18 protein-coding genes are annotated in these 18539 nt (G+C 71.0%); 12 read left to right on the top strand and 6 right to left on the bottom strand.

The genetic code is table 11. The annotated features are described in order from the left end of the window. Nucleotides 1-103: 103 nt before the first annotated feature. From ACY35P_RS05435 to ACY35P_RS05420, 4 genes are all read left to right on the top strand, one after another. Nucleotides 104-379, top strand: coding sequence for a hypothetical protein (locus tag ACY35P_RS05435; RefSeq protein WP_462114814.1), 276 nt, complete (start codon nt 104-106; stop codon nt 377-379). Nucleotides 380-739: 360 nt separating this feature from the next. Next, on the top strand, nt 740-1615 hold the full coding sequence (locus ACY35P_RS05430) for an ATP-binding cassette domain-containing protein (protein WP_462114813.1): 876 nt from the start codon (nt 740-742) through the stop codon (nt 1613-1615). A gap of 1 nt (nt 1616) precedes the next feature. Next, a complete protein-coding gene (locus ACY35P_RS05425; RefSeq protein ID WP_462114812.1) occupies nt 1617-3173 on the top strand; it encodes an ABC transporter permease in 1557 nt (518 codons plus the stop codon). 313 nt (nt 3174-3486) lie between these two features. Next, nucleotides 3487-4143 carry a glutathione S-transferase family protein gene (locus ACY35P_RS05420; protein WP_462114811.1) on the top strand — a complete coding sequence of 219 codons (657 nt, stop codon included), beginning with the start codon at nt 3487-3489 and terminating at the stop codon, nt 4141-4143. A gap of 106 nt (nt 4144-4249) precedes the next feature. Here the strand turns inward: ACY35P_RS05420 and ACY35P_RS05415 are convergent, their stop codons facing one another. Next, nucleotides 4250-4981: an ABC transporter permease gene (locus ACY35P_RS05415; protein WP_462114810.1), complete on the bottom strand. Its 732-nt coding sequence runs from the start codon at nt 4979-4981 to the stop codon at nt 4250-4252. Beyond that, on the bottom strand, nt 4978-5907 hold the full coding sequence (locus ACY35P_RS05410; protein WP_462114809.1) for an ABC transporter ATP-binding protein: 930 nt from the start codon (nt 5905-5907) through the stop codon (nt 4978-4980). The genes ACY35P_RS05415 and ACY35P_RS05410 overlap by 4 nt, the downstream gene beginning before the upstream one ends. Before the next feature lie 254 nt (nt 5908-6161). Here ACY35P_RS05410 and ACY35P_RS05405 point away from each other — a divergent pair, with 254 nt between their 5' ends. Next, nucleotides 6162-6440, top strand: coding sequence for a hypothetical protein (locus tag ACY35P_RS05405; RefSeq protein WP_462114808.1), 279 nt, complete (start codon nt 6162-6164; stop codon nt 6438-6440). Between the two features lie 246 nt (nt 6441-6686). On the opposite strand, the gene ACY35P_RS05400 is transcribed toward ACY35P_RS05405, so the two are convergent. Continuing rightward, on the bottom strand, nt 6687-7037 hold the full coding sequence (locus ACY35P_RS05400; RefSeq protein WP_462114807.1) for a hypothetical protein: 351 nt from the start codon (nt 7035-7037) through the stop codon (nt 6687-6689). A 44-nt stretch (nt 7038-7081) separates the two neighbouring features. Then, entirely contained in the window at nt 7082-7594 is a 513-nt protein-coding gene (locus ACY35P_RS05395) for a pyridoxamine 5'-phosphate oxidase family protein (protein WP_462114806.1), read from the bottom strand. Between the two features lie 353 nt (nt 7595-7947). Between ACY35P_RS05395 and ACY35P_RS05390 the strand changes: the two genes are divergently transcribed. From ACY35P_RS05390 to ACY35P_RS05380, 3 genes are all read left to right on the top strand, one after another. Then, nucleotides 7948-8982, top strand: coding sequence for a hypothetical protein (locus ACY35P_RS05390; protein WP_462114805.1), 1035 nt, complete (start codon nt 7948-7950; stop codon nt 8980-8982). A gap of 91 nt (nt 8983-9073) precedes the next feature. Continuing rightward, nucleotides 9074-9691 carry a flavodoxin family protein gene (locus ACY35P_RS05385; RefSeq protein WP_462114804.1) on the top strand — a complete coding sequence of 206 codons (618 nt, stop codon included), beginning with the start codon at nt 9074-9076 and terminating at the stop codon, nt 9689-9691. Nucleotides 9692-9783: 92 nt separating this feature from the next. After that, nucleotides 9784-11199 (top strand): M20/M25/M40 family metallo-hydrolase, encoded by a 1416-nt coding sequence (locus tag ACY35P_RS05380; RefSeq protein ID WP_462114803.1) that lies wholly within the window; start codon nt 9784-9786, stop codon nt 11197-11199. A gap of 123 nt (nt 11200-11322) precedes the next feature. Here ACY35P_RS05380 and ACY35P_RS05375 read toward each other — a convergent pair whose 3' ends face one another. Next, a complete protein-coding gene (locus tag ACY35P_RS05375) occupies nt 11323-12303 on the bottom strand; it encodes a tetratricopeptide repeat protein (RefSeq protein WP_462114802.1) in 981 nt (326 codons plus the stop codon). A gap of 204 nt (nt 12304-12507) precedes the next feature. Between ACY35P_RS05375 and ACY35P_RS05370 the strand changes: the two genes are divergently transcribed. From ACY35P_RS05370 to katG, 4 genes are all read left to right on the top strand, one after another. After that, a complete protein-coding gene (locus tag ACY35P_RS05370; protein ID WP_462114801.1) occupies nt 12508-13386 on the top strand; it encodes an acyltransferase in 879 nt (292 codons plus the stop codon). A gap of 153 nt (nt 13387-13539) precedes the next feature. Further along, nucleotides 13540-13731, top strand: a complete 192-nt coding sequence (locus ACY35P_RS05365; protein ID WP_462114800.1) for a CsbD family protein — start codon at nt 13540-13542, stop codon at nt 13729-13731. Nucleotides 13732-14395: 664 nt separating this feature from the next. Next, on the top strand, nt 14396-15184 hold the full coding sequence (locus ACY35P_RS05360) for an SDR family NAD(P)-dependent oxidoreductase (protein WP_462114799.1): 789 nt from the start codon (nt 14396-14398) through the stop codon (nt 15182-15184). A gap of 207 nt (nt 15185-15391) precedes the next feature. After that, nucleotides 15392-17587, top strand: coding sequence for a catalase/peroxidase HPI (katG, locus tag ACY35P_RS05355; RefSeq protein ID WP_462114798.1), 2196 nt, complete (start codon nt 15392-15394; stop codon nt 17585-17587). 79 nt (nt 17588-17666) lie between these two features. Here the strand turns inward: katG and ACY35P_RS05350 are convergent. Then, nucleotides 17667-18539, bottom strand: an 873-nt coding sequence (locus tag ACY35P_RS05350; protein WP_462114797.1) for an extracellular catalytic domain type 1 short-chain-length polyhydroxyalkanoate depolymerase, incomplete at its 5' end; no start/stop codon positions are given.

Here is an 18539-nt window from a genome sequence, read left to right as displayed (position 1 = left end):
CGACACGGGGACGGCATTCAGCCCCGCGTTCAGCCGATGTCGACCGCCGACTCACGAACGGACGTCTAGCCTGCGCGCTCCCCCACGCGAAAAAGGACGACCCGTGCAGAAGACATTGACCCGGACCCGCCGCACGATCGCGGGCGCGCTGCTCGGCGCGGCCATGGCACTTCCGGTCGTGGCGCAGGCCGCCTGTCCGGAGGTCGGCTCCTCGTGGCTGCAGGGCGATTGCTCCCAGCAGTCGAGCTACTGCGAGAAGGTCGTGGTCACCGGACTGGGCTGGCTCGACGGGCGTCGCGCCTACAAGTTCGACTCGTATTTCCGCCGCTACTACGGCTGGCAATACCGCTACAGCGGAAAGGCGATCTGCGGTTACTGACGCCGGAATCGTGTTGCGGAGAGGGCCGCCTTCGGGCGGCCTTTTTCATGTCGGTGCGTGTAGTCGCTCGGCTCGGCCGATGCGACATCGGGTAGATGTGGTCCGCTCGAGCGTCGCGAGGTCTGCGCGGCGTGTGGCCGTGGCGAAACGGGTGGTGCTGCGCCGGTGCGAAAGCTGCGCTCGTCGCGCTCGGGGGACTGGCCCACACGTCGGTGCCGTGGTCCCGACCTCATCGGCGTCATTCAGGGCGCTGGACTCGAGAAGTCCGCGCGCTGGCGCAACCGGCCGTCGTGACCTTCGGCACTCCGTCTAGGTGTGCTACATCACTACGCTACCAGTACGATTTGCAGGGGAGCAGGGATGAGCGTCGAACTGGTGATGGAGCAGGTGGGGTTCGCGTACCGGGGTGGGCATCGGGCGGTGGACGGCGTGGACCTTCGCCTCGGCGCGGGCGTGCTCGGGCTGCTCGGACCGAACGGGGCAGGCAAGTCGAGCCTGATGCGCCTGCTGGCCACGCTCACCCGCGCCACGAGCGGCCGCGTCACCTGGCGTGGCGACGATATCGCCAAGCGGCCCGATGCCTTGCGCGCGGAGCTCGGCTACCTGCCTCAGGACTTCGGCGTGTACGACGCGCTGGATGCGCGCGAGTTCCTCGGCTTCCTCGCCGCGGTGAAGGGCCTCGGCGGCAAGGCGGCGCGCAGCCGCGTCGACGAATGCCTCGAGATGGTCGGGCTGGCCGATACGGGCGGTCGACGCCTCGGCGAGTTCTCCGGCGGCATGCGCCAGCGGGTGGGCATCGCGCAGGCCCTGCTCAACGAGCCTGCGCTGCTGATCTTCGACGAGCCCACCGTCGGGCTCGACCCCGACGAGCGCATGCGCTTCCAGCACCTCATCACCGACCTCGCGGGCCAGCGGCTGGTGATCCTGTCGACGCACATCGTCTCCGACGTGGAGGCGAGCGCGACCGGGATCGCGGTGCTGGCCGCGGGACAACTGCGCTTCCACGGCACGCCGGGGCAGCTCATCGCGCAGGCGGTCGGGCACGTCTGGGAATGGACGGTGCCCGAGGCCCAGCTGGCGTCGGTGCGCGCCGCGCACACGCTGGTCGGCTCGCTGCGCCTGCCGGAGGGCATCCGTGTGCGGGTGGTGAGCGACGTCGTGCCCGATCCGCTGGCGCGTGCGGCGACGCCCGGCCTGCAGGACGCCTACACGTGGCTGCTCAAGGGAGCGCACTGACATGGGCGCGCTGCAGCGGTTCGCGGCCATCCTCGGCGCCGACCTGCGCGCACGCACGCGGACGCCCCGGTTCTGGGTGGTGCTGGTCGGGATGATGGTCGTCGCGTGGTACTGCGTGCCCGGGCCCGACGCATCCATCACCGTCCTGCTTCTGCATGGCGGCGAGCGCGGCTTCTACTCCAGCGCCTGGGTGGGCATGGTGCTCGCGCTCGCCTTCAACCTGCTGCTGAACCTCGGCGGTTTCTACATGGTGCGCGGCACGCTGGTGCGCGACATCGAGACCCGGGTCTGGCAACTGCTGGTGGCCACGCCGATGACGCGCGCCGGCTACCTGCTGGCGAAGTGGGCCAGCCACATGCTGGTGTTCCTCGTGATCGTCGTCGCCTGCCTGGGCGTCGGACTCGTCGCGCAGTGGGTGCGCGCGGAGGACCGCACCATCGACCTCGTCGAACTGGTGAAACCCGTCGTGCTGCTGACCCTGCCGGGGCTTGCGATGACGGCCGCCGTCGCGATCTGGTTCGACCTGCTGCCGCCGCTGCGGCGCACCGCGGGCAACGTGCTGTTCTTCCTGCTGTGGACGACGTCGCTGTCGGTGGGCGTCGCAGGCTTCGAAGCGCGGAGCCCGGTGGTGCGCGAGGGCTGGATCAGCGACGCGGGCGGCATGCTCGTGGCCGGTCGTGACTTCCACCGCGTACGCGAGGCGCAGACCGGCGCGCCGCAGGCCTACGGCTTCAGCCTCGCGTCGCCGGTGCCGAAGAAGGGCGTGGTCAAGTTCGACTGGCTCTCGTGGGCCGTGCGGCCCATGGATGTCGTCGGGCGGCTGCTGTGGCTCGTGCTCGGCGTCGGAACCGTGCTGCTCGCCGCACCGTGGCTCGACCGCTTCGCGGCGCGCACGCCCGCGTCGGACGGCCGCGCGCGGTCGCCGGGCCTGCGGTTGCGGTGGCTCGATCCGCTGCTGCGCCCGTTCGCGCGTGGGGCGTTCGGCACCCTCGCGGTCGCCGAACTGACGGCGACCCTCCGCGAACGCCCGCGGTGGTGGTGGCTGGCCCTGCTGGTCCTGCTCGCCCTGCAGGCGTTCGGCAATGCCGCCGTCATGCGTACCGGCCTGTTGCTGGCGTGGCTGCTCCCGCTCGACGTCCTGGCGCGCGGCATCCTGCGCGAGCGCGACCATCGCACCGGCGCGCTCGTGTTCGCGAGCCCCGGCGCCGTGCGTCGCGTTCTCGCCTCGCGCGCGTTCGTCGCCATCGCGCTGATGCTCGGCGTCACGGCACCCACGCTGGTACGTCTTGCGACGAGCACGCCGGTCGGTGCGCTCGCCGCCGCAGCGGTCGCCGTCTCGATCGCCAGTTGCGGCATTGCGTTCGGCGCCGTGTTCCGCAACTCGCGTCCGTTCGAGCTCGCCTTGGTCGCACTGGTCTACGTCGCGCTGCAGGGCGCGACGCTGTTCGATGTCGGCGCGGTCGCGAGCACCACGATCGCGACGCATGTCGCCGCCATCGCACTGGCCTGGATCGCGATCGCAGGGGCGTGGCCGCGCCTCGCGCGTGTAACGGGGTGAGAGCGCGAACCTCGGGCTCGCACGCCGGTAAACCGAGCACGCGACGGCCGTGGCAGCGAGCATCAGACAAGGGCGAGGCGTGCCGGGGCCGACGTGGACCACGACGCCGCCACGATGCCGGCGCCGTTACGGCAGATCGGCCCTGTTTCCGCCGCAGGGCCGGAAACAAGGCAGGAGGACGGGACGTGAATGCCAAGGACAGCCGTCGTCAAGCTTTCCCGCGGGGTGCGAGCGGCGATGCTGTCGGCGCGCGGTCGTCACGCCTGTTGGACATGCTTCAATGCCACGCCCGTCTTCCGACCCCGGAGCCCGCATGACGCTCGTCCTCCATGGCCATCCGTTCTCGTCGTACGTGCAGAAGGTGCTGGTGGCGCTCTACGAGAACGCGGTTCCGTTCGAGCACCGCGAGCTGCAGCCCGACGACGCGGCCGGTGCCGCCGAGTGGATGGCGCTCTGGCCGTTCCGGAAGATGCCGGTAGTCGTCGACGCCGGCCGCACGGTGGTCGAGTCGAGCATCATCATCGAGCACCTCCACCTGACCCATCGCGGGCCCGTGGCGCTCCTGCCGGACGATCCGGTCGCGGCGCTCGAGGTGCGCTTCATGGACCGTTTCTTCGACCATCACGTGATGAGCCCGATGCAGGCGCCGGTCGCCGAGGCGCTTCGGGCCGACGGACGCGTCGCCATCGCGCGCGCGGAGTCGGCGGAGCGCCTCGACATCGCCTACGCGTGGCTCGAGCAGCGCCTACAGGGCCGCACGTGGGCCGCGGGCGGCGACTTCAGCATGGCGGACTGTGCGGCGGCGCCCTCGCTGTTCTATGCCGACTGGGTGCATCCCATCGCCGATGCGTTCCCGACCGTGCGAGCGTACCGCTCGCGCCTGCTCGCGCGTCCGTCGTTCGCGCGCGCCGTCGAGGAAGCCCGACCGTATCGGGCGTGGTTCCCGCTCGGCGCACCGGACCGCGATTAGGCGAGCCGCGGTCGGCGCGCGCATGCCGCCGGCCGCGCGTGGCCGCGGCCCGGCATCGCCCGTGTCTCGCACCGTCACCGTCGACGGCCTCGGGCGTTTCAGCCCGTCAGTGCCAGTCGCGTCGCGCCAGCCAACGGCAGCCGAGGATCATCACGACGATGCCGCCGAGCGCGCCCGTCAGGATCGCCTGCGTCGCACGCGCGCCATCGGAGGCGAGGATGTTGACCGGCAGCAGCCACGGGAAATAGATGCCGGCCTTGGCCGACGTCGCCGCGACCGCGAAGAACGTTCCGCCGATACCGACGATGATCGGCGCCGCGAAGTTCGGCGTCGCGGTCGCGACGATGAACTGGATCGCCACCACCAGCAGGCCGGCGAGCCACATGCGGGCGAGCACCTCGGCAAGCATCGCGACCGGCGGCGGGCCGGGCAGCACCGTGGCCGGGTCGATCGTGCCCGCGAGCAGTCCGCTTCCGAGGATCACGCACCACAGCAGCGCGGGAATCACCGCCATCAGTGCGACCGCCAGCAGCGCCTTCGCAGCGAAGACGCGTCCCTTCGGACACGGCAGCGTCAGCACCGACGACCAGGCGCGTGGCGCGTGCTCCACCTGCGCGAGCAGCGCGGTGAGCGCCGTCGCGGTGAGCGGCAGCAGCAGGTAGGCCCAGATCGCCGCGCCGCTCATCGCGTGCATGCGCCAGTCGGATGCGCCGTGGCCGGTCAGCCGCATCGCCATCTGCATCACGAACACCATGGCCGGGATCGCGAGCACGATGACAAGGCTCAGCGAGCGCCGGAGCTTCAGCGTTTCGGCGTGGAAAAGTCGGAGCAGGCTCATGCGGCGACTCCCGCGGGGCGCGTCATCTGCAGGAACAGGGCTTCCAGCCCGGGCCGCTCGACGCTGAGCCCGCTCACCCCGACGTTCGCCTGCACCAGCGCCGCGGTGAGCGCGGCACGATCCGCGGCATCGAGATCGGCCGTCGCCTGCACCGTGTCCCCGTCCGCCACCGCCTCGAAGCCGCGCTGCCGGAACCAGTCCAGCGCAGTGTGCGGTGCATCGGTCTCCACGCGGATGCGCGGCGTCGCGCGTTGCAGCAGTTCGCGCAGCGGACCCTGGTAGAGCAGCCGGCCGCGGTCGATGAGCGCGCAGTGGTCGGCGGTCTGCTCGATCTCCGACAGCAGGTGGCTCGACAGCATCACCGTGGTGCCAAAGCGCGTCGGGAGCTCGCGGATCAGCGCACGCATCTGGGTGATGCCCGCGGGGTCGAGCCCGTTGGTGGGCTCGTCGAGGATGAGCAGGCGCGGCTGGCCGATCAGCGCGCGCGCGAGCGCGAGCCGCTGGCGCATGCCGAGCGAGTAGCCGCGCACGGTCCTTTTCGCGGCGTCCGTGAGGTCGACGACCGCGAGCAGCTCGTCGACGGCCGATGCGGGGCGACCCAGCAGATTCGCGCTCAGCCTCAGGTTTTCCGCGCCGGTGAGGTTCGGATACAGCGCGGGCGATTCGACGATGGCACCGATGCTCGACAGCGCGGCGGCGCGATCGCGCACCAGGTCGTGCCCGGCGAGCTCGATCCGCCCTGCATCCGGCTTCACGAGGCCGAGCAGCAGGCGGATCGTCGTGGTCTTGCCCGCACCGTTCGGGCCGAGGAAGCCGTACACGGCGCCGTCGGGCACCTCGAGGTCGAGACCGTGGACCGCGGCGACGGCGCCGAAGGACTTGGACAGCGCGACGGTTCGGACGGCGGGGACGGGCGTGGGCGACATGGGGCCTCCGGCGGAAGCGACGTTGTAGAGGCGAACGCCGCCGCGAAGAAGCGCCGGAAGTCAGTGTGCCGCTGGTCACGCCGGCCGCTGCGGCGTCGCAGGGTGCGCGCACGCGGCGCGCTCCGTTCGATCGTTCAGGTGCACCGCGGCCGCGGGCCGGAATGCATCCGGCGAGGCGGCGCATCCACGTCAGCGTGCACGTGCACCACGCATCGCGCTAGCCTTGCCGCTGGCCGCCCCCCAGGTTGAAGCGGATGAATCCCACCGTCGTCGGTCTCGTCACGCCGCACCTGTTGCGCGTCATCGACCTCGCGAACGAAGCCGAGAAGGGCGTCAACGTCGACTGGCACGTGCGCAGCGCGGTGACTGCGACGCTCAGCGACCTGCGCCAGCAGTACAACGCGCCCGCCTTGAGCGCGGCGTATCTCGACGGTCTGGAAAGCGCCGCCGCGCAGGCGCCGCGGAATCGGCCTGCGTACGCCCGCACGCTGGAACGCGCGCTGGCCGAAGCGCGAGGCTCGGGGCGCGGCTGACGGGCAGGGCGTAACGCTGGGTCGGGTCGCCGCCGCGCATGCGATTTCGATGCGGCGCCATGCATTCGGAACCGCGCGCGGTGCGAGCCGGCGACGGACGACCGGATCAAGCTCCATGCCGCGCAGGTAGGACGGCCGCGCTATCGCGGCGTCGAAGTCCCGGTCGGTTTCGGTCGGACGCCGCCGGAGCGGGTCCGCGTCCATCCGTCGGCCGCGGCGCAACGCGCGCGGCCGACGTGTCGTGGGTCAGCCGCCGTACCTCGCCCCGACCAGCGACAGGAAGGCCGCGATGGCGAGCAGGCCGTGCACCGTCACCAGCCATTTCGGCAGCAGGCGGTCGTGCCACTTGTAGACGAGGCTCATCACCGCGCCGCCTGCCGCCGCGGCGACGAACAGCACGAGCGCGACGGTCGCGAGCGACGGTACGTCTTCGGTGAACACCGCATACGCCAGCAGGGTCAGGCCAGCGGCCGCGAGCAGGCCGTGGCCCATCGCGAGCCACGCGGGTGGATTGCGCTTGCCGGCGAAGCGGATACCCGCCATGACGAGGCCGCCGAGCGCGGCGAGCAGGAACAGGAGCGTCGAGGTCTGCAGCACGGCCGTTCTCCGGGACAGGGGAGGCGAGTGTCGCTGGTGAGGCGTCAGTGCCGCGCGTCGGTGCCGTCGTTGTCGAGCCGCACGCTGGCCACCTTGTCGCGGTAGTCGCGCTTGGGATCGATCCCCAGCACGGCCTTCACGCCCGCGACCAGGCTGGAGCCGTTGAGCCACAGCTGCGCGTCGTCCACGTCGAAGCGCAGCAGCGCGAGCTTGGGGTCGTCCTTTCCGTCCTTGTACCAGGCGGCGACGAACGGGTTCCACAGGCGATCGACCATGTCGGGATCGCGATCGTGGCTGATGCGCCCGTGCACGGTCGCGAACAGCTCGTGGTTCTTCGAGGCGAGCGTGAAGAACGCTGCGCGCGGCGCACGGATCGATTCGGCGAGGTCGGTGTCGGTCGCGGTGAAGAACCACACCGGGCCGTCCTCGTCGCCCTCGATCAACGCCGTCATGGGGCGCGGATGCACCTCGCGGTCGGTCGCGAGGCCGAGCATCACGGTGCGGTCGGACTTGAGCGACTTCCAGAACGCGGCGGTCATCTCGGTGGGCGTGGCCATGGCGGTCTCCTCGGGAATCGAGGCTCCGTTCTACGACCTCGCGGGTCGCCGTCGCGTGGAAACCCGCCGTGCGGGCTGTGCGGCATTCGCCGACATGGCCGCGGGTCGCGGTGCGCAGGCCGCGGTCCACGCCGATGATTCCTTTTTGCACGCGCGATGGCCGTGGTGAGCGTCGTGCGAAGTTCTTCGCGGCCAACAAAAAAGCCCCGCTTTCGCGGGGCTTCTCCGTCCATCGGATGTCTCTCAGCAGCAGCCCATCGGGCAACCCGCGGCGGCCCAGGTGGCGAATGCAGCGGAGAACAGCGCGACACCGACCAGAATCTTGCCAAGCTTCACGGATCACCTCCTTTCGAGTGGACGTCGAGGCGATCCTATCGCCCTCGGCGGACCGGCGCACGCGGGGAACCGTCCGGTCGATGAACCGCCGCGGGAAGTGCGGGCGGCGTCACGCGGCGGCGCGCGCCCGGGCGACGGAGCGTAGAGGCCGCGCCCGGTACGCTCCGGCCCGGTACCCCGCGGAGCCCGCCATGCGCGCGTCGATGATGTCCCTCGTCCTGCTTGCCGGTTGCGCACGTTCCGAGGCTCCGAACACGGCGGGGCTCGCAACCCCTAAGTCCGTGCCGGCGCCGCATCCGGCGGTCGTCGCAGACCCCGTGTGGCGCCTGCGGACGGACGCGGCGGGCGCCGCGCTGGTCCACGACGGCGCGGGCGTCGCGGCGCTGCGGATCCTGTGTCCCGTACCGGGCGGCACGGTGGTGGTGCATGTGCCCGGCTTCGGCGCGATCGGCAGCGAGGAGCGCCTGTCGTTCGGGCAGGGCGGTGCGGTGGAGACGCTGGTGGTGGCCCCGTCCGGCAATGCGACGGGCGGCGTGACCGGGCGCGGACCGGTCCCGACGAACCTGCACGCCTTGCTGTCGGGCGCGGTGTCGGTGACGTACGGCGCGCAGGTGAGCGGGCCGCACGCGCCGCCGCCGCCGGCGCTGGTCTCGGCCTTCGTGGCGGCCTGTGAAGCGGGCGGCGCGAGCCGGGCGCCGCAATCCACGATCGGATCGACTGCCGTTGGCGCCTGCCGCACGCAGGACGGCCATGCGATCGCGGCGAACCGCATGCGTGCCGTCGGCACCGAGCCGTTCTGGGGCGCGAGCGTCGAAGGACGCTGCGTGACGTATTCGCACCCCGGGGATGCCACCGGAACGCGCGTCTGGACGCGGTTCGAAGGCACCGTGGAGCAGGGCGCATGGTCCGGCGCGCTGCACGGGGCGCCGTTCGTCATGCGGACGCGGCCCGCCCCGGGATGTTCGGACGGCATGTCGGACCGGCGGTATCCGATCGCGGTGTCGCTGACCGTCGGGGACGAGGAACGACGCGGCTGCGCAGAGGCGCGGTAAGCGTCCTTCGACGCCGTCGGCAGCATTCGCGCCCGGCTGATCCCGCTGTCACGGCACGCGGCACACGATCCGCCCTTTGCGGGAGCACGGCATGCGCGCGATCGCCCTCAACTGCACGCTCAAGCGCGGCGACGCGCCGTCGTCCACCGACCGCATGATCGGGCTGCTCGGCAAGCACCTCACCGCAGCGGGCGTCGAGGCGATGGAGACGATCCGCGTCGCCAACCACGACGTGCTGCCCGGGGTGTCCTCGGACGAAGGCGACGGCGATGCCTGGCCGGCGATCCGGAAGCAGGTGCTCGCGGCGGACATCCTCGTGCTGGGGACGCCGATCTGGATGGGGCAACCGGGAAGCGTGTCCAAGCGCGTCCTCGAACGGATGGATGCCTTCCTGTCGGAGACGGACGATCGCGGCCGCACGCCGGCGTTCGGAAAGGTCGCGCTGGTAGCGGTGGTGGGCAACGAGGACGGCGCGCACCACGTCTGCGCCGAGCTCTACCAGGCCCTCGCCGACGTGGGCTGGACGCTCCCGCCGCAGGGCGGGTGCTACTGGGTCGGCGAAGCCATGCAGCACCGCGATTTCAAGGATCTCGAGGCGGTTCCCGACAAGGTCGACCTCACCGCACGCATGGCCGCCGCGAACGCGGTGCATCTCGCGCGGTTGCTCGGGCAGTCGCGCTTTCCGGGCATCGGGAAGGACGCGGACTGAGGCTCCCTCGGGCGTTCCTGGCGTTGCGGGAGCGGCACGGTCTGCCGCGGCCCATCGTGCGAGGATGCCTGCTCATGCCCCGAGGTCAGCCCATGCCCCGCCACGTTCTCGCCACCGCGCTCCTCCTCACCGCGACGACGGCGAACGCCGCGGGCGCGCGTGCCGCCGATGCCTCGGAACCCGCGTTCCGGGCGCTGTACAAGGAACTCGTCGAGATCAACACGACGCAGTCGGTCGGCAGTTGCACGCAGGCCGCCGAAGCGATGCGCGCGCACCTGCTCGCGGCCGGGCTCCCCGCGGCGGACACGCAGATCCTCGCGCCGACGGATCGGCCGAAGGACGGCGCGCTGGTCGCCGTGCTGCGCGGTCGCGAAGCGTCGCTCAAGCCGCTGCTCCTGCTCGCGCACATCGACGTGGTCGAGGCGCGCCGCGAGGACTGGGTGCGTGACCCGTTCAAGCTCACCGAAGAGAAGGGCTGGTTCTACGCGCGCGGCGTCGCGGACGACAAGGCCATGGCGGCGGTGTTCACCGACACGCTGGTCCGCCTGAAGAAGGAAGGCCATGTGCCGCGCCGCGGCATCAAGCTCGCGCTCACCTGTGGAGAGGAGACGGCCGACGTCTTCAACAGCGTGCGCTGGCTCACCAAGCAACATCCCGAGGCGCTGGATGCAGCGTTCGCCCTGAACGAGGGCGCGGGCGGCGAACTGGATGCGCAGGGTCGCCCCGTTGCGCTGCAGGTGCAGGCCGGCGAGAAGGTGTACCAGGACTTCACGCTGTCGCTCACGGACAGCGGCGGGCACAGCTCGCGGCCGAAGAAGGTCAATCCGATCAGCCGCATGGGCGCCGCCCTCGCGCGCCTCGGCGACTACCGCTTCCCGATCCTCGTCAACGACGCCACGCGTGCCTACTTCGAGGCGCAGTCTCGTCTGGTCGCGCCCGCGGTCGCATCGGACATGCGCGCGGCCATCGGTGCCACGCCCGACGAGGCGGCGGTTTCGCGCCTGTGGGACATCAATCCCAGCTGGAACGGCATGCTGCGCACGACGTGCATCGCCACCCTGATCAATGGCGGGCATGCGCCGAACGCGCAGCCGCAGGCGGTGAGCGCGAACGTCAACTGCCGGGTCCTGCCGGCGACGCCCATTGCCGAGGTGCAGGCCACGCTGTCCCGCGTTGTGGCCGACGACGGCATCCGTATCGCCCCGGTGGGCGAGGCCGCGGTCACCGCGCCGGTGCCCCCGCTCGGTGCCGACATCCTGCGTCCGGTGCGCGACGTCGCCGCGACCCTCTGGCCCGGCGTGGCGGTCGTGCCCACGATGTCGACCGGCGCGACCGATGGCCGCTTCCTCAACGCCGCCGGTATTCCCACGTACGGCATCTCCGGCATGTTCCACGACGCCGAGGGCAGCCATGCCCATGGGCTGGACGAGCGCATCCGGGTCAAGTCGCTGCTGGACGGCCGCCGTTTCCTGCATGCGCTGGTGAAGCGCTATGCGGATGCGCCCTGAATCCAGAAGGCATGCATAGGTTGTGAGCGCGATCGATCGGTCCCGACACACCGGGTTCGCTTGATGCGTGCGCCTGGCGCCCCGATCGACGCCCTACCGCGGTAGCGCCGTCGACGTCGCGCGTTAGTCGCGCGACGCGACGTCCGCGCCGATCCGATCGAGCGCGATGCCCGCCGCCTCGCGCCAGGCCGGGCTGAAGCGCTGGCCCGAGGCCGCACGCGCCAGCGCATTGCGCACCGAGTCCTTCCGCGTCGAATAGCGGTAGCCCTTCAGCACGGCGTCGACCGCGACGTCGCGCTGGCCGAGTTCGGCGTACGTCTGACCGAGGTTGAGCCAGGTCGCCGAGCGCGTGGGCGAGAGATCGAGCGCCGCGCGCAGGCGTGCACGAGCCCTCTCGTTCTCCCCGACCAGTATGTAGGCGTAGCCGAGGTTGCCGAGCATCTCGGCATCGCGCGGCTGCGCGGCGATGGCGCGTTCGAGCAGCGGGATGGCCTGCTCGGGACGGCCGGCATTGATCAGGCCGATCGCGCGCTGGTTGAGCGTGCGTGCATCGCCGTCGATCCGCACCGGGGCGCGCACTTCACTGGCGGGGCTCGGCGACGCGGGCGGCGCAGGCCTCGGGGCGACCGCAACGCGCACTGCGGGCTCGCGCGCGGCGGTCGACGGCGCCGGTGTCGGGGCGGCTGCGACGCGACGCGTCGGCGGGGCCGGGGCGACGCGCGTCGTCGGTGGTGCGTCCGCCTCGCTGTCCGCCGTTTGATCGACCGTGCGCTGCGGTGGATCGGCACGGGGCGCGACCGGGGGCGCCACGCCATCGCGCGCGGCCATGTAGCGGCGCGCCGCCTCGGACCCGCTGCTCGGCTCGCCCTCGTCCTCGGAGGTTGCGAACGCATTGTCGTCCTCGACCGTCGAGTCCATGGGTGCTTCGACGACGACCGTCGGCGCGATGTTCGGCCGGTCACCGGAGCGTGCGCGCGCGGTGTCGTCGGACGTCGCGCGCGATGCACTCGCGTCCTTTCTCGATTCCGAACGACCGCAGGCGGCCAGCGTGAGGACGAGCGCGAGCGCCGCGGCGAGATGCGTCTTGGAGAGGGTCTGATTCATGGCTCGACGCTAGGCACGCGCCGGTTCACGGGAAGTGGAGGCGCAGCCCCGCTACCGTCGCCCGGTTTTCGGTGGTTCACGCGGGCCGGCTCCCGCCATCAGACGGGCCGGTGCTGCTGCAGTCCGACGTGCGCAGCCGGCCCGCAGTAGGGTCTTCGCGAGCGGACCGGCACAATGCACGTCCCCGACCGCTCCCGCGACCCGATGGCATCCCTCCGCGCCGCCCTCGTCTTCCTGCTCATCGCGACTAATACCGTGGTGCACGTGCTGCCCCTGCTGCTGGTGGCACTCGTCAAGGCGCTGCTGCCTTCGACACGCCTGCGACGGTCGAGCGATCCGCTGCTCACCGGGATCGCCGCGAGCTGGATCGCGGTCAACAGCTCGGCCGTCGACCGGTTCACGGGCACGCGCGTGGCGGTCGAGATGGACGCGGACCTGCGCGCCGACGGGCACTACCTGATGCTCGCGAACCACCAGAGCTGGGTGGACATCGTGGTGATGCAGAAGGTGTTCAACCGCCGCATCCCCCTGATGCGCTTCTTCCTCAAGCGCCAGCTGATCTGGGTGCCGCTGCTCGGGCTCGCCTGGTGGGCGCTCGACTTCCCGTTCATGGGTCGCTACACGCCCAAGCAGATCAAGAAGCGCCCGGAGCTGGCCGGACGCGACATCGAGGCCACGCGCCGTGCCTGCGAGAAGTTCCGCGCGATCCCCGTGACGATCGTCAATTTCGTCGAGGGCACGCGTTTCACGCCCGCCAAGCACGCGCGGCAGGGCGAGGGCTATCGCAACCTGCTGCGTCCGAAGTCGGGCGGCGTGGCATTCGTACTCGACGCGATGGGGCAGGGGCTCCACGCGATCCTCGACGTCACCCTCGCGTATCCGGGCGGACGACCGACGCTCATGGACCTGCTCGCCGGGCGCGTCGCCGAAGTGCGGATGCACGTGCGCCAGCGCGCCATTCCCGCCGAGCTCCTCGGTGGCGACTACCAGAACGACCGCGCGTTCCGCGTGCGGTTCCAGCACTGGATGAACGGCCTGTGGCACGAGAAGGACGCGGACATCGAGCGTCTCCTGGGTCGCTGATGCGCCTCTCTGCACAGGTGAGTCGGTGCATGAACGCTCCGCATCACGTGTTCGTTCGTGCGCGGCGATAACGCTGCGGTCACCCTCCGGTAACCGGCTGCCTGAGAGGATGCACGTGTCGCACTCCTGCGGCAGTTTCATAGGAGAAGACACATGGACAACAAGCGCACCGATGGCATGGGCCACGAAGTGAAGGGCTCCATCAAGGAAGCCGCCGGCAAGCTCACGGGCGACCGCTCGCAGCAGCTCGCAGGCAACGTCGAGAAGAACGCAGGCAAGGTCGAGCGCAGCGTGGGACGCGCGCAGGACGACCTCCGCTCGGCCGAGCGCGATACGCGCCGCTGACGGCACCGGTTGATCGAGGGAAGGGGCGCGCTTCGGCGCGCCCTTTTTTTTGCGCGTGATCAGCGCGGTTCGATCCGCGCCCGAGCACGGTTGCCGCGTTGGCGAGACCGACGTCCCTCGGCGGACGTGCCAGCAGTCGCAGCCGGGCATCTGCGACGCGCGGATTGCGCCGCTCGTCAGGCGCTTTAGCACGGACTGGACCGCGTGCGTGCGGGGCGAACGCGGACACGAAGTCGGCTTCGAAGCGCACGGTACTCGCGTCGTTCGCCCCGGACAGGCCGGGAATCAGGGTGGGTTGCGAACGGCCCATTCCACGGCGGCGAGGGCGCGCGCGAGCGCCGGAACGGAGCATGGGTTCGCGCGCCTGCCAAGGGCGAAGTGGCCTCGCGGCTGAAGTCCGTCGCGTCGGCCACCCGGCCGCGACCGTATACCGGCGTTCGAATCCGACCCCGGCGCGACCGCGTCCGCGATGTGGATCCGCCGTTCGAAGCGCTATGGCGTAGGACAGGAACGTGGCCGCTTGTTGCGCAGCGTGTCCATGACCGACGGCAAATCCGCGTGGCTGTCGCGCGGGGTAGGGCACGTCCGGGTGCACGCACGCAACCGGCGCATGCCGGCCGGTGGCGATGAATCCAGGAGGCCCGCGCGGACGTAAGGTGCGGTCATGGCTCCCGATACCGAAGCGCGCCTCGTTCCCGGCCTGACCGGCCCCGCCACCGCGCTCGTCACGGGTGCGAGCAGCGGCATCGGACTCGCCCTCGTGCACACGTTGTTGGATCACCGCGGCATCGCGGAGGTCGTCGCGGTGTCGCGCCGCGCGACGGGCAACCCCGGCCTGGCGGCCCTCCGCGATCGTCACGGCGATCGGCTCCGATGCATCGATGCCGACCTCACCCGCGACGACGACCTGGCGTCGCTCGCGGTCGAGCTGCAGGCGGTCGGCGCACTTCACGTGGTGGTGAACGCGGCAGGCCTGCTCCACGACGCCACGGTCGCGCCCGAGAAGGCGCTCGAACAGCTGAGCCGCGCCTCGCTCGAACGCGTCTTCGCGCTCAACGCCTTTGCGCCGATCCTGTTGGCGCAGGCGTTGATGCCCCTGCTGTGCCGGGGCCAGCCGGCGGTGTTCGCGTCGTTGTCGGCACGGGTCGGGTCGATCGGCGACAACCGGGCCGGCGGCTGGTACGCCTATCGCGCGTCCAAGGCGGCACAGAACCAGCTGATGCGCACGTTCGCGATCGAGTGGAAGCGTCGCAACCGGCAGGGCATCGCACTCTCGCTGCATCCGGGAACCGTCGACACCCCGCTTTCCGCGCCGTTCCGGGCGCGCGTGCCGCCCGATCGTCTGTTCGATCCCCGCACGGCCGCGCACCGGCTGCTGGAGGTGATCGCTGCCCGTACGCCCGCGGACAGCGGCCACTTCTTCGCCTGGGACGGCACCGAAATCCCGTGGTGATCGGCAGGCGTCTTCGTCCATAACGAATACCTATCGCTGCCATTGAAACAATCGTCGTGACATCGGCGACGTCCACGCCCATCGTCGTCGCTGGAGACCGGCCGATACGCGCGCAGCCACCGACGCCGCGCGAGGCCGGTCACCGCATCCTGCGACCGCGTCCTCGTCGGACGCCGCGCACCGACCGTCCCACAGGAGCCCGCACCGATGAACGCCGAATCGAAGTGCCCCGTCGCGCACGGCGCGAAGAGCCGACAGACACGCACCAATGCCCACTGGTGGCCCGACCAGCTCAACCTCGGGATGCTTCACCAGCACGCGGGGCTGGGCGATCCGATGGTCGAGGACTTCGACTACCGCGCCGAGTTCCGCTCGCTCGACCTCGGCGCGGTCATCGCCGACCTGCGCGCGCTGATGACTGACTCGCAGGACTGGTGGCCGGCGGACTACGGCCACTACGGGCCGTTCTTCATCCGCATGGCGTGGCATTCGGCCGGCACCTACCGCATCTTCGACGGCCGTGGCGGCGCACGCTCGGGCGAGCAGCGCTTCGCACCGCTCAACAGCTGGCCCGACAACGGCAACCTCGACAAGGCACGCCGGCTGCTGTGGCCGATCAAGCAGAAGTACGGCCGCAAGCTGTCGTGGGCCGACCTGATGATCCTCGCCGGCAACGTCGCGATCGAGTCGATGGGTGGGCCCGTGTTCGGCTTCGGCGGCGGCCGCGAGGACATCTGGGAGCCGCTGCCGATCGACTGGGGCCCCGAGTCGACGTGGCTCGGCGACGAGCGCTACAGCGGCGAACGCGAGCTCGCGCATCCGCTCGCCGCGGTGCAGATGGGCCTGATCTACGTGAACCCCGAGGGTCCGAACGGCACGCCCGATCCGCTGGGCTCGGCGCGTGACATCCGCGACACGTTCGGCCGCATGGCGATGAACGACGAGGAGACCGTCGCCCTGATCGCTGGCGGACACACCTTCGGCAAGAGCCATGGCGCGGGCCCCGCGCATCACGTCAGCCACGAACCCGAGGGCTCCAACATCGAGGAGCTCGGCTTCGGCTGGAAGAACGCCTACGAGAGCGGCATCGGCGAACACACGATCACCAGCGGCATCGAAGGCGCGTGGACGCCCACGCCGACGCAGTGGGACATGAGCTATTTCGAGACGCTGTTCGGCTTCGAGTGGGAGCTCACGACGAGCCCGGCCGGTGCGCACCAGTGGAAGCCGGTTGGCGACGCCGGGCACGTGGTGCCCGACGCGCACGTGCCCGGTCGCGTGCACCAGCCGATGATGACGACGGCCGACCTCGCACTGCGCGCCGACCCGGCCTACGAGCGCATCTCGCGCGATTTCATGGCGAATCCGCAGAGGTTCGCCGACGCGTTTGGGCGGGCCTGGTTCAAACTCACGCATCGCGACATGGGGCCCAAGACACGCTACCTCGGTCCCCTGGTACCCGCCGAAGACCTGATCTGGCAGGACCCGATCCCCGCGGTGGACCACCCGCTCATCGATGCGGCCGACATCGCGGCGCTGAAGTCGCGCCTGCTCGAGTCCGGCCTCTCCACGGCGCAACTGGTGAAGACCGCCTGGGCGTCCGCGTCGACGTTCCGCGGCAGCGACCTGCGCGGCGGCGCCAACGGTGCGCGCATCCGGCTGGCGCCGCAGCGGGATTTCGAGGCCAACGAGCCGGCGGAGCTCGCGGCCGTGCTGTCGACGCTCGAAGGGATCCAGCAGGCGTTCAACGCCGCGCAGTCAGGCGGCAAGCGTGTCTCGCTCGCCGACCTCATCGTGCTCGGCGGCTGCGCCGCGGTGGAGTCGGCGGCGCGTGCCGCGGGCCACGCCATCGAGGTGCCGTTCCACGCGGGTCGAATGGACGCCAGCGCCGAGCAGACCGACGCGGATTCGTTCCTCGTGCTCGAGCCCGCGGCCGATGGCTTCCGCAACTTCGTCAAGGCAGGGGCGGAGGACACGGTCGCGACCGCGCTCATCGACCGCGCGAACCTGCTCATGCTCACGGCACCTGAGATGACGGCGCTCGTCGGCGGCCTGCGCGCACTCGATGCGAACTCGGGACAGTCGCCGCACGGCGTGTTTACCGAGCGTCCCGGCACGCTCACGCCCGATTTCTTCCGCAACCTGCTCGACATGCGCACGGCCTGGCAGAAGTCGGAGACCCGGCGCGGTGTCTTCGAGGGACGCGACCGCCGCACGGGCGAAGTGCGGTGGACGGCGACGCTCGTCGACCTGATCTTCGGCTCGAACGCGCAGCTGCGTGCGCTGTCGGAGGTCTACGCCGCTGCGGACGGCGAGGCGCACTTCGTGCAGGACTTCGTCCGCGCATGGGTCAAGGTGATGGAGCTCGACCGTTTCGACCTGCGACTCTCGCAGGCGGAGTGAACGGGGCGGTCGGCGGCACCGGCAGGCAAGGCGCCGGTGCCGCGCGCATCGCGAGCGCGTTCCGCCCGCCTGCGCGGCGCTAGACGGGCTGGCGCAGGAAGAAATCCACCATCGCGGCGGACGCATCGACGCCCGCCGGATCCGTGTAGCTGCCGGCCGCATCGCCACCGCTCCAGGCATGGCCGGCACCATGCAGCGTCCAGCGTTCGAAGCGCGGCGCGCCGGTGTCGTCGACTGCGATGCGGCGCGACCAGGCCTGGCCTGCGGCCGAGCGGCCCTGCTCGTCGGTGACGCGCCAGTCGGCGCGGCGCGCCTGCGCTTCGAGCGCGTCCGCGTTCGATGGCGCGACGGTGCGGTCCGCATCGCCGTGGAAGACGATCATCGGCACGTCCGCGCCGTTGGACGCGGCGCCCGGTGCGGCGCGGCCCTGCATCGTCGCGAATGCCGACGCCACGTCGTGCGCGCTGGCGAAGGGGAGCCCGGAATGGACGCCGATCGCGCGGATCAGGTCCGGATGCGTGCGGCCCAGAATCACCGCCATCGCGGCGCCGGCGGAGAGCCCGGCGGCGAAGATGCGGCGCGGGTCGACGCGGTGGTCCTGCGCGACCTGTAGCGCGATGCCGGCGAGGACCGACGGCTCGCCGGCATCGCCGCGCTGGTCCTCGGGGCGGAACCAGTTCCAGCACTTCGCATGGTTGGCCTTGCCGATCTGCTGCGGGTACGCCACGAGGAAACCGTGGCGGTCGGCGAGGGCGTTCATGCGCGTGCCGATCGCGAAGTCCTCCGCGCTCTGGGTGCAGCCGTGCAGCATCAGGACGAGCGCACGGCGCTCGCCGTCCGGGTCGTAGCCGACCGGCAGGTAGAGGCGGTAGTCGCGACGGCCGTGCGCATTGGCGAACGACGCATGGAGGAACCGGCCGGCGCCGGTGCCGGTGTCGTTGTCGTCGTCGGT

The organism is Lysobacter xanthus (assembly GCF_047159895.1).
This window is presented reverse-complemented; position numbering and strand designations above follow the sequence as displayed.

Coding starts and splice junctions, on each gene's coding strand:
- ACY35P_RS05405 (WP_462114808.1), top strand. CDS start 6,162: ATGAATCCCACCGTCGTCGGTCTCGTCACGCCGCACCTGTTGCGCGTC.
- katG (WP_462114798.1), top strand. CDS start 15,392: ATGAACGCCGAATCGAAGTGCCCCGTCGCGCACGGCGCGAAGAGCCGA.
- ACY35P_RS05380 (WP_462114803.1), top strand. CDS start 9,784: ATGCCCCGCCACGTTCTCGCCACCGCGCTCCTCCTCACCGCGACGACG.
- ACY35P_RS05420 (WP_462114811.1), top strand. CDS start 3,487: ATGACGCTCGTCCTCCATGGCCATCCGTTCTCGTCGTACGTGCAGAAG.
- ACY35P_RS05430 (WP_462114813.1), top strand. CDS start 740: ATGAGCGTCGAACTGGTGATGGAGCAGGTGGGGTTCGCGTACCGGGGT.
- ACY35P_RS05360 (WP_462114799.1), top strand. CDS start 14,396: ATGGCTCCCGATACCGAAGCGCGCCTCGTTCCCGGCCTGACCGGCCCC.
- ACY35P_RS05385 (WP_462114804.1), top strand. CDS start 9,074: ATGCGCGCGATCGCCCTCAACTGCACGCTCAAGCGCGGCGACGCGCCG.
- ACY35P_RS05425 (WP_462114812.1), top strand. CDS start 1,617: ATGGGCGCGCTGCAGCGGTTCGCGGCCATCCTCGGCGCCGACCTGCGC.
- ACY35P_RS05395 (WP_462114806.1), bottom strand. CDS start 7,594: ATGGCCACGCCCACCGAGATGACCGCCGCGTTCTGGAAGTCGCTCAAG.
- ACY35P_RS05415 (WP_462114810.1), bottom strand. CDS start 4,981: ATGAGCCTGCTCCGACTTTTCCACGCCGAAACGCTGAAGCTCCGGCGC.
- ACY35P_RS05375 (WP_462114802.1), bottom strand. CDS start 12,303: ATGAATCAGACCCTCTCCAAGACGCATCTCGCCGCGGCGCTCGCGCTC.
- ACY35P_RS05370 (WP_462114801.1), top strand. CDS start 12,508: ATGGCATCCCTCCGCGCCGCCCTCGTCTTCCTGCTCATCGCGACTAAT.
- ACY35P_RS05410 (WP_462114809.1), bottom strand. CDS start 5,907: ATGTCGCCCACGCCCGTCCCCGCCGTCCGAACCGTCGCGCTGTCCAAG.
- ACY35P_RS05365 (WP_462114800.1), top strand. CDS start 13,540: ATGGACAACAAGCGCACCGATGGCATGGGCCACGAAGTGAAGGGCTCC.